General features: G+C 36.3%; 10 protein-coding genes. 8 read left to right on the plus strand and 2 right to left on the minus strand.

The window, feature by feature from the left end:
• Nucleotides 1–12 precede the first annotated feature (12 nt).
• Nucleotides 13–774, minus strand: coding sequence for a hypothetical protein (locus B371_RS0103610; protein ID WP_019412947.1), 762 nt, complete (start codon nt 772–774; stop codon nt 13–15).
• Between the two features lie 213 nt (nt 775–987).
• Here B371_RS0103610 and B371_RS0103615 point away from each other — a divergent pair, with 213 nt between their 5' ends.
• The 8 genes from B371_RS0103615 (at nt 988) to B371_RS0103650 (ending at nt 8,144) form a co-directional block, all read left to right on the plus strand.
• The gene (locus B371_RS0103615) at nt 988–1,905 is read left to right on the plus strand and encodes a ketopantoate reductase family protein (RefSeq protein WP_019412948.1); all 918 of its coding nucleotides are present in this window, start codon (nt 988–990) and stop codon (nt 1,903–1,905) included.
• A 72-nt stretch (nt 1,906–1,977) separates the two neighbouring features.
• Nucleotides 1,978–2,961, plus strand: coding sequence for a zinc-binding dehydrogenase (locus B371_RS0103620; RefSeq protein ID WP_019412949.1), 984 nt, complete (start codon nt 1,978–1,980; stop codon nt 2,959–2,961).
• 121 nt (nt 2,962–3,082) lie between these two features.
• A complete protein-coding gene (locus tag B371_RS0103625; RefSeq protein ID WP_019412950.1) occupies nt 3,083–3,712 on the plus strand; it encodes a spore coat protein in 630 nt (209 codons plus the stop codon).
• Nucleotides 3,713–3,860: 148 nt separating this feature from the next.
• Nucleotides 3,861–4,775 carry an NAD(P)/FAD-dependent oxidoreductase gene (locus B371_RS0103630; protein WP_019412951.1) on the plus strand — a complete coding sequence of 305 codons (915 nt, stop codon included), beginning with the start codon at nt 3,861–3,863 and terminating at the stop codon, nt 4,773–4,775.
• Between the two features lie 219 nt (nt 4,776–4,994).
• On the plus strand, nt 4,995–5,864 hold the full coding sequence (locus B371_RS0103635) for a MurR/RpiR family transcriptional regulator (protein WP_019412952.1): 870 nt from the start codon (nt 4,995–4,997) through the stop codon (nt 5,862–5,864).
• A 24-nt stretch (nt 5,865–5,888) separates the two neighbouring features.
• The gene (locus B371_RS0103640) at nt 5,889–6,719 is read left to right on the plus strand and encodes a transporter substrate-binding domain-containing protein (protein ID WP_019412953.1); all 831 of its coding nucleotides are present in this window, start codon (nt 5,889–5,891) and stop codon (nt 6,717–6,719) included.
• 24 nt (nt 6,720–6,743) lie between these two features.
• Nucleotides 6,744–7,406, plus strand: a complete 663-nt coding sequence (locus B371_RS0103645; RefSeq protein WP_019412954.1) for an ABC transporter permease subunit — start codon at nt 6,744–6,746, stop codon at nt 7,404–7,406.
• 15 nt (nt 7,407–7,421) lie between these two features.
• Complete coding sequence (locus B371_RS0103650; protein ID WP_019412955.1) at nt 7,422–8,144, plus strand: amino acid ABC transporter ATP-binding protein; 723 nt, start codon at nt 7,422–7,424, stop codon at nt 8,142–8,144.
• A 92-nt stretch (nt 8,145–8,236) separates the two neighbouring features.
• On the opposite strand, the gene B371_RS0103655 is transcribed toward B371_RS0103650, so the two are convergent.
• Entirely contained in the window at nt 8,237–8,518 is a 282-nt protein-coding gene (locus B371_RS0103655; protein ID WP_019412956.1) for a hypothetical protein, read from the minus strand.
• Nucleotides 8,519–8,903 lie beyond the last annotated feature (385 nt).

The raw sequence follows: 8,903 nt of genomic DNA on the forward strand, positions 1-8,903 counted from the left end.
AAGAAACCGTTTTCAAACAGAACGCCACTGCTTTAGCGGTGGGAGTGTCAGATGGTTCTGTGATTTTGTAGAGGTGAACTTGCAGAAGTGATCCATGATATATTCTCTACCGTTGATTTGGTTGAGTGAATTACGAAAAGGTACTTCTTCTAAACGCTTATCTAAAATTGATAATTTTTCATCTCGACCCATTAACCTCTTTGAGAGAGAAGTTATAATAGGGAAAAGAGGATCGGCAACATCATCTGCATAGATTTGATCCCCTAACAAAAATAAAGCACTCGGTCGCTTGCTAAGGTCACCATATGTTGATTGCAGTTCCATATCACCCGCAGCTAACACATCGTCTCTCTCGCCGTGGGATTTTCGACATGAACCGTATAAAACGTGTGATTCTAAATCTCTATTGATAAAGAACGAAGGATATTTTAAGTTCCCATAAACGATAGACTGGGATTCGTGTTGATTGAGAAGACCTAAGTCCCCAAGGTCTAAAGTTTTAGATTTTCTTTTTAAAAAAAGATTGTAGCCGAGAAGAGTGTCCACAGGAAATTCCCCATGAACTGGTATCAGTTTGAGGAGATATATAAAAAGTCTTTTCCCAAACCGGATGGACTCGGCTTTACATTGAATGTCGAACTCAGGTAGTTCCTTAGTCATTTTGAATAATTTAGCATCCATTTGAAATGGATAACTTGTTGCTATCCAAATAATGACGCTGTTAGCTTCTACCCTTCTTAAAATAGGTCCAGCCAAAATAATTGGTAAATCCATTACAAACACCACCATGTTTTATGAATATCCTTTAACTTATTCGTAAAGCTTGGGATAGGTGAGTGAAGTGGGAGTTATTAAAATATGTATTTTGAAAGTTTTAAGTTTAAGTATATTAGATTAGTTATCTGAATAGTGTAATATACAAGGTATAAAATCACTAATCTTTGTTGTTAAAATAATAGACTACAAATAGAAAAGAGGACTCATCATATGAAGATTCTTGTTGTTGGTGCAGGTGCAATCGGTGGCTATTTTGGCGGAAGGCTATTGGAAAAGGGTGAGGACGTTACATTCCTTGTTAGAGAGAATAGAAAGAAACAATTAGAAAAAACAGGATTAAAGGTTGAAAGCGTCAATGGAGACTTTGAATTAACCCCACGATTGTTACTTGCTTCTCAAAACCAAGAGAAGTTCGATGTGATAATAATTTCAACAAAGTCATACCAATTAAACCAAGCTATAAAAGATGTTCGACTACATTTAGAAGATGACGGAATGATATTACCTCTATTAAATGGTATTTCACATATGGATGAGTTGATTGAAAATTTCGGTGAAGATAATGTGATTGGTGGTCTGTGTTTTATAGAATCAACTCTTAACGAATACGGCACAATTGTTCAAACAAGTCCTATACATCAACTAGTATTTGGGGAAAGAACAGGAGAAAGTACGCCTCGTATAGAGCGTTTGAAATCAGCGTTTGAAGATACAAAAGCAGATTTTATTTTAAGTGATCATATTAATCAAGATATGTGGCATAAGTATTTATTTATTACGGTTATGTCGGGGATTACTTCATTGATGAACTCAGCGATTGGACCAATTCGAGAATTGGAATCTGGTCAACGAATTATTTTAACATTCTTAAACGAGATTACAGAGGTAATGAAGAAAATCAATGCACCTATAAAGGAAGACATTGCCGACATTCAATTTTCTCGAATAAACGAAATGAATGCAGGTATGAAATCTTCCATGCAAAGAGATATGGAAAAGTCAGTTCCAATAGAGATTGAACACTTACAAGGATATTTACTTAAAAAAGCAAAAGAACATCATATTGAAGTTCCGATATTGGAGACCATCTATACTAAGTTAACTCTTTATGAACAAAACAGAAAATAAAGTTGAAGATACGCGGGAATAATAGATATTATAAAATTCTTGTAAAAACATGTAATGAAAGGAAGAAAATCAATGAAAGCATTTGTCTTGGAATTGGGAGAACTTAAAATAAAAGATATGGAAGAACCGTCCGCAAAAAAGGGACAAGTAGTGGTGTCGATTCATGTGGCTGGCTTAAACAGACGTGATTTGTATATACCTGATCGCCAAGGAAATAAAAGTGAAGCGTTAATACTTGGTTCGGATGGTGCTGGGGTGATTCATTCAATAGGGGAAGATGTAGTGGGTTTCTCCATAGGAGATGAAGTAATAATTAATCCAGCTCTTCGTTGGTACGATACTAGTGATGCACCACCGATAGGTTTCGATATTTTAGGAATGCCGGATAATGGAACATTTGCAGAAAAAGTTGTCATATCCGCCGAACAACTGGAGAAAAAACCTGAGTATTTGTCATGGGAAGAAGCTAGTGTAGTTGCTCTGTCAGGGTTGACTGGTTATCGTGCCTTATTTACGAAGGGAAATGTAAAAAAAGGAGACACAGTCTTTATTCCCGCAGCAGGAAGCGGTGTATCGAGTTTTCTAATACAATTTGCAAAAAACGCAGGAGCCAAAGTAATTGTCACCTCTAGAAGTGAAGACAAGCGCAAACATGCACTAAAGTTAGGTGCAGATATTGCAATAGATACAAATAGCGACTGGAACAAAGAATTAGCCGACGAAACCATTGACCTAATTATAGAAAGTGTAGGAAGAGCAACATTCAATCGTTCTCTCGACATTCTTAAAAAAGGAGGCCGTATCGTTGTGTTTGGGGCAACAACTGAAGATACAATAGATTTTGATTTACGCAAGTTCTTCTACGGACAATACCAGTTATTCGGATCAACTATGGGTAGCAGGCAGGAACTTCGAGCAATGTTAGCCCATATGGAAAACTTTCAAATGCACCCGGTAGTTGATCGTGCATTTGAATTTGATCAAGTTCAAGACGCGTTTGATTATCTTAAAAAAGGAAAGCAGTTTGGAAAAGTAGCTGTGCGTGTGAGTAACTAATATCAAGTCTAAATTTAATTTTTCAAATTAAATACAATTCATCTTTCTTTTCGTATAACAACATGAACCTTAGCACAAACTAAGTTTGATGTTCAAACCACGAAATGGAGGAAGAAATTAGATGACACAAAATCCACAAGGTCAAATGCACGAAAATATGCATACAGGTCCAGTATCAGCACAGATGAATCATGGTGGCCATGAAGTGTTGGATCTTCATGAAGTACTATCAGCAGCAATTGCTGGATTAGACCAGTTCACATTATTACGTCCACACGTACAAGATCAAGAATTAATGACTATGATGGACCGCCAATTCAATTTCATGCAAGAGGAGTACAATATTACAGTCGATTGTTTCAAAACAGGTCAAGATCCAATGAAACGAACACAAGAATATATGATGAAGCAAGACAATGACTTTGTATACGGTTTAAAACAATCACAACCTAAAAAGCCAATGCAATCAACTTCACAAATATCAGATGAAATTATTTCAGGGTTCATGGCTAGTGTCCACAAGTCAGCAGCATCTTTAAAAACGATGTCTGCCCTAGAAACGACAAATCCAGTTGTTCGACGTGTCCTTCAGGATTCAGTACCTAATTGTATTGAAATGGCGTATGAAGTTTCAATTTACCAAAACAAACATCATTACTACCAAGTGCCTCAGCTAGCGCAGCAAGACATGATGGCAATGGTGAATAGTTTTGCTCCATCATCAATTCAGCCAGGTGGTATGAATAATTAAATAGTTCCGTATTAAAAGCCAGGGCGGCAAGTCCCTGGCTTTTTTGAGTTCTCAATAAAAACTCTCACTAATCTCGTTTGAATAACCCTAAAGTGGGAAAGAGTATTTAACATAGAAGGAAGTACGCATTAGTAGAGGAGGGACTTGAATGAAAGATTGTACCATCGTAGGTGGTGGGCCATCAGGGTTAAGTGCCACCTTAGTATTAGGGAGAGCGAGAAGAAATGTGATTTTGGTTGATAACAATGAAGCGCGGAATAAAGTAACTTCTGCTGCAAATGGTTTTGTAACACGTGATGGTATAAAGCCGGCTGAATTTCGAGAGCAGGCCCATAAAGAATTCAGCGAATATCCAACAATTGAAACAATGGAAGATAAAGTTGTGAAAATAGAAAAATTAAAAGAAGGATTTATTATTAAAACACAATTGGGCAAGGAATGGACGACAAGAAAAGTCATTTTAGCTACGGGTGTAAAAGAGAAATTCCCAAACATCCCAAATCTACGAGACTTTTACGGTAAAAGTATATATAACTGTCCTTATTGCGATGGCTGGGAATTGCGAGATAAACCACTAGCATTATTTGGAATTGTTAATTATACATTCCATACTGCAGAAATACTGCGTAATTGGTCACAAGATTTAATAGTATTTACAAACGGACAAGAATTGACAAAAAGCCAAGCACAAAGAATGAAAAAGTCTAAACTTAGAGTAGAAACGAGCCCAGTACTTCTCCTTACCGGAAAAGATGGGATACTCCAAAAAGTAGAACTTGAAAATGGACTTGTGATTGATCGAGTAGGAGGATTCGTTACACCTGAACTTGTTCAAGCGACGGAACTAGGAACAAAACTCGGGCTAAAGCTAAATGATAAGGGTGGTCACCACTCAGATGAAGTAGGAAATACAAAAATAGACGGGCTTTTTGTTGCAGGGGAAGCCTCAAATATTTATCCATCTCAACTGATTATTGCGGCTGCAAGCGGAGCAGAAACAGCAATGGCAGTGAATGTGGAACTGACACACGAAGGGGTATTGGGAAGTCAAAAACATATATAACAAAGATTTGAGTTCGTTAAAAAATAAAATATAAAATTTAAGAACTCTCTTAAACTAAGCTTACTTCCTATAGTGGTAGTAAGCTTTTTGGGGGAAATTGATTAAATGACAAGAACTCAACAATTATTACATTTATATTACTAAAACTTGCAGGAGAACCTGCATTAAGGTACAATTAATTAGTCGAGCAGTTCATGTCTGTATTTATGGGGGTATTATATGAAGGATTTACTGCATAAGATAGAAGATTCCTATAATGATTTTTCAGCAGGACAAAAGAGAATTGCTGATTTGTTTAAAGAAAATCAGATTGTGCTAGCTTTTTCTTCAGCTCTAGAGGTCGGTAAAAAAGTAGGTGTTAGTGAATCGACTGTTATTCGATGGGCCCAAAAGATAGGATTTAAAGGGTACGCAGACTTTCAGCATGTTATACAAAAGAAGCTAGCAGAGCAGCGGATTGAACAAGTAGAGGACGACGATACTAAATATGCGTCGCAATCCATTGTGAAAAATTTACTTGATGCAGATATAAAGAGTATTTCACAATTAAAAGAAACTTTACAAGAAGAACAGTTACTTCAAGTAGTGGATTTAATTGGCTCAGCTAAAAAAATATATGTGACCAGTAACTTTTTCGATTACGGCTTAGCCCATTCTTTTGCCCATTGGATGAACATGATGCTCAATAATACAAAATTATTGATGCAAGAAGATGTGCAATACTACCATCAACTATCTAAGTTAACAGAGGAAGATGTGCTCATTGCGTTTGCCTTCCCACGTTACACCAAAAAGTTAATGGAAATATTGGAAATAGCAAAAGAACAGGGTACAACCATTATTATCATCACAGATAACAAGGATGCACCAGTGATGAGTTTTGCTGATATTGCATTATTTGTACCTATATCGACAAGTTTAAACATTGATTCCTATACAGCTGTTCATGCTTTACTAACATCAATTATGCGATTTATCTACGTAAAAGAGCATGATAAAGTAAAACAAAATTTAGACAGTCTTGATGCTGCATATGAAAGAAATGATATTTTTGTTAAAACTAGAACGATAGTAACAAATGAATATTAAAAACAGATAAGGGGAGATTTATTTATGAAAAAGAAATTCGCATTTTTAACAGCAATCGCTACAACAGCTATGCTAATAGCAGGTTGTGGAACTGATGAAGAAACAACAGGTAACACAGGGTCAGAAGCAGAAACAGATTACAACTTAACCGAAGAAGGTAAGTTAACATATGCATCAAGTGGTTTATACAAACCATTTAACTATACTGAAGGCGGCGAATTGACAGGCTTTGACGTGGAGATTGGTGCTGCAATCGCTGAAGAAATGGGATTAGAACCAAACCCTGTTACTACACCTTGGGAAACAATTACGCAGTCTTTACTTGGAGACAAGTTTGATGTAATTATTGGTTCAATGGCTATAACTGCGGACCGTGCGAAACGTGTGAATTTCTCGGATCCTTACTACTACTCTGGTGGGATGCTATTCGTACCAGCAGGTAGCGATGAAATTTCTTCTGAAGCAGACTTAGAAGGTAAACGAATTGGTGTTGTTGCACAAAGTACGTACGATACTGCAGCACAACAATACACAGATGATATTAAGTACTATAACAGTGATGTTGTTGCGTTAAATGATTTAACAGTTGAAGGTAGATTAGATGCTGTAATTACAGCTGATGTTGTTGGATTTGAGGCAATGAAAGCAGGATTAGAAATTAAAGATGTAGGCGTACCATTATGGATTGAACAAGCTGCAGTAGCCGTTCGTAAAGAAGATGAAAAATTGTTAGAAGATATTAATAAAGCACTTCAAGCAATTATTGATAATGGAACTTATGAAGAAATTTCTGATAAATGGTTCAAGCGTAATCTTCTTGATGTTGATTTAGAAGGAATCGAAATTCTTAACTAATCATATTCAGGGAAGGAGAACATGATGGAACTTTTAAAAACGATATTTGAAGTCTTCATGAATACCTATCCAGGCTTTCTCGAAGCAATGCTTATTACGTTACAAATAACAGCAGTTGCGCTAATTTTGGGTACAGTGTTTGGATTAATGTTTGCGTTAATGAAAATTTCTAGATCAAGAATTTTACAAACGATTGCAAACGTTTATATTACGATTATTCGAGGTACACCATTAATTGTTCAAATTATGTTTTTGTATTTTGGAATAACCACTTTAGTTGTTTTATCAGGTTTTTGGGCAGGGGCTATAGCACTCGGTATTCATAACGGTGCTTACATTGCGGAAATTTTCCGTGGTGCCATTCAAGGAATTGATAAAGGACAGCGAGAAGCGAGTAGTTCACTAGGTATGACTAGAGCACAGAGCATGCGTCGTATTGTTTTCCCACAAGCTTTAAAACGCTCAATTCCGCCACTTGGGAATCAGTTTATTATTACACTGAAAGATTCTTCTCTTGTTTATATCATCAGTGTGCCGGAATTATTCGCTATGGCAAACCGTGAAGCGGCACAGAATTTTAAATCGTTAGAAACTTATTTAGTAGTCGGTGGTTATTACTTAGTACTGGTCATGATTTTCACCTATTTATTAAGATGGTATGAAAATAAACTAGATGTCGATAAATAAGAAGGAGGAGCTTATATGTTAAAAGGGTCAAATATTCATAAATCATTTGGCGATTTAGAAGTACTAAAAGGCATTGATTTAGAAGTCGCTCCTTCTGAAGTGGTCGTTCTAGTTGGTGTCAGTGGTTCTGGTAAAAGTACTTTACTAAGGTGTTTCAACTTTTTAGAACATATTAATCAGGGAACTATCGAAATTGATGGGCATGAAGTTAACCCGAAGAAAGATAAACTTTCAAAAATCCGTGCCGAGGTAGGAATGGTATTTCAACACTTCAATTTATTCCCACATATGACCGTTTTGGAGAATGTCATAGAGGCACCTATAATTGTGAAGAAGATGAAAAAGGAAGACGCTATTGTATTAGGGAAACAGCTACTTGAAAAAGTAGGTTTGTCAGATAAAGCTGATGTTTATCCTAGTAAATTATCTGGTGGACAAAAACAACGTGTGGCCATCGCTAGATCACTTGCCATGGAACCAAAGGTGTTACTATTTGATGAACCAACATCTGCACTAGACCCAGAATTAGTCGGTGAAGTGTTAGAAGTTATGCAGCAACTCGCACTAGAAGGCATGACAATGATTGTAGTGACGCATGAAATGAAGTTCGCGCGCAATGTAGCTAATCGCATCATTATGTTGGATGAAGGACGTATCATTGAGTCCGCTGATCCAGAGACATTCTTTGGAAATCCTACACATGAACGAACAAAACAGTTTATAAAGTTAGTCGATTAAATAGGAAAGCCTCACTTGTCAGTAGTAAAACTGACAAGTGAGGCTTTTTTAAGTGGATAAGAAGTTGGAATTAGTTGAATCCGGTGAGAAACTTATCGGCGACCGTAACCGTAACCATAAGGATATGGTTGAGGAGCAACTGTGGGAGGGACAACTACTGTTTCATTGATTTCTTCATAGTAAGTTTTAGGTACATCTACAATATGTTGTCTATTCACATTAATCAAAGGTTGGATATATGGAACTTCTCGGTGAGTATAAGAATCGGTATAGCGGCACAAAGGCGGGCATACGATTGGTTGTACAGCGGGCGCCACCATTGGTGAGACAGCAGAAGGTCTACATCCATAGTTTGGTTTATTTGAATGATGCATAAATAATTCACCTCCATTCTCTATATCTATTAACAAATGCAGTTATAGAGGATTTGGAAACGGCGCTCTAATCATTTTTTAACATTCTCTCAAAGGTTTATCGATGGAATAATAATAAAGTACTAGAATTGGTGTGATTCTAAGTGCTTTTAAGAGGAAATAATGTATCCAAATCAGAGAAAGTATAAAAATTTACAACAATATTTGTATTACAATAAAAGTACTTGAGTTACCTATGTATTTTTGTATTATTGACGCTATTAGAAAGCTGAGGAAGGGATTATAAACTATTAAAGAACATTTTCCTTTAATGTATGAAGAAGGATCAAAATGGGTGTATTCTGATCCTTTTTAAAAACATAAGAAAGTATATAACTATAAAGAG

Origin of the sequence: Paenisporosarcina sp. TG20, assembly GCF_000286315.1 — a bacterium.
Taxonomy (GTDB): Bacteria; Bacillota; Bacilli; order Bacillales_A; family Planococcaceae; genus Paenisporosarcina.

Bases quoted from the DNA above. Each gene is read 5' to 3' on its own strand.
- B371_RS0103610 (WP_019412947.1), bottom strand. From the start codon at position 774: ATGGATTTACCAATTATTTTGGCTGGACCTATTTTAAGAAGGGTAGAA.
- B371_RS0103615 (WP_019412948.1), top strand. From the start codon at position 988: ATGAAGATTCTTGTTGTTGGTGCAGGTGCAATCGGTGGCTATTTTGGC.
- B371_RS0103620 (WP_019412949.1), top strand. From the start codon at position 1,978: ATGAAAGCATTTGTCTTGGAATTGGGAGAACTTAAAATAAAAGATATG.
- B371_RS0103625 (WP_019412950.1), top strand. From the start codon at position 3,083: ATGACACAAAATCCACAAGGTCAAATGCACGAAAATATGCATACAGGT.
- B371_RS0103630 (WP_019412951.1), top strand. From the start codon at position 3,861: ATGAAAGATTGTACCATCGTAGGTGGTGGGCCATCAGGGTTAAGTGCC.
- B371_RS0103635 (WP_019412952.1), top strand. From the start codon at position 4,995: ATGAAGGATTTACTGCATAAGATAGAAGATTCCTATAATGATTTTTCA.
- B371_RS0103640 (WP_019412953.1), top strand. From the start codon at position 5,889: ATGAAAAAGAAATTCGCATTTTTAACAGCAATCGCTACAACAGCTATG.
- B371_RS0103645 (WP_019412954.1), top strand. From the start codon at position 6,744: ATGGAACTTTTAAAAACGATATTTGAAGTCTTCATGAATACCTATCCA.
- B371_RS0103650 (WP_019412955.1), top strand. From the start codon at position 7,422: ATGTTAAAAGGGTCAAATATTCATAAATCATTTGGCGATTTAGAAGTA.
- B371_RS0103655 (WP_019412956.1), bottom strand. From the start codon at position 8,518: ATGCATCATTCAAATAAACCAAACTATGGATGTAGACCTTCTGCTGTC.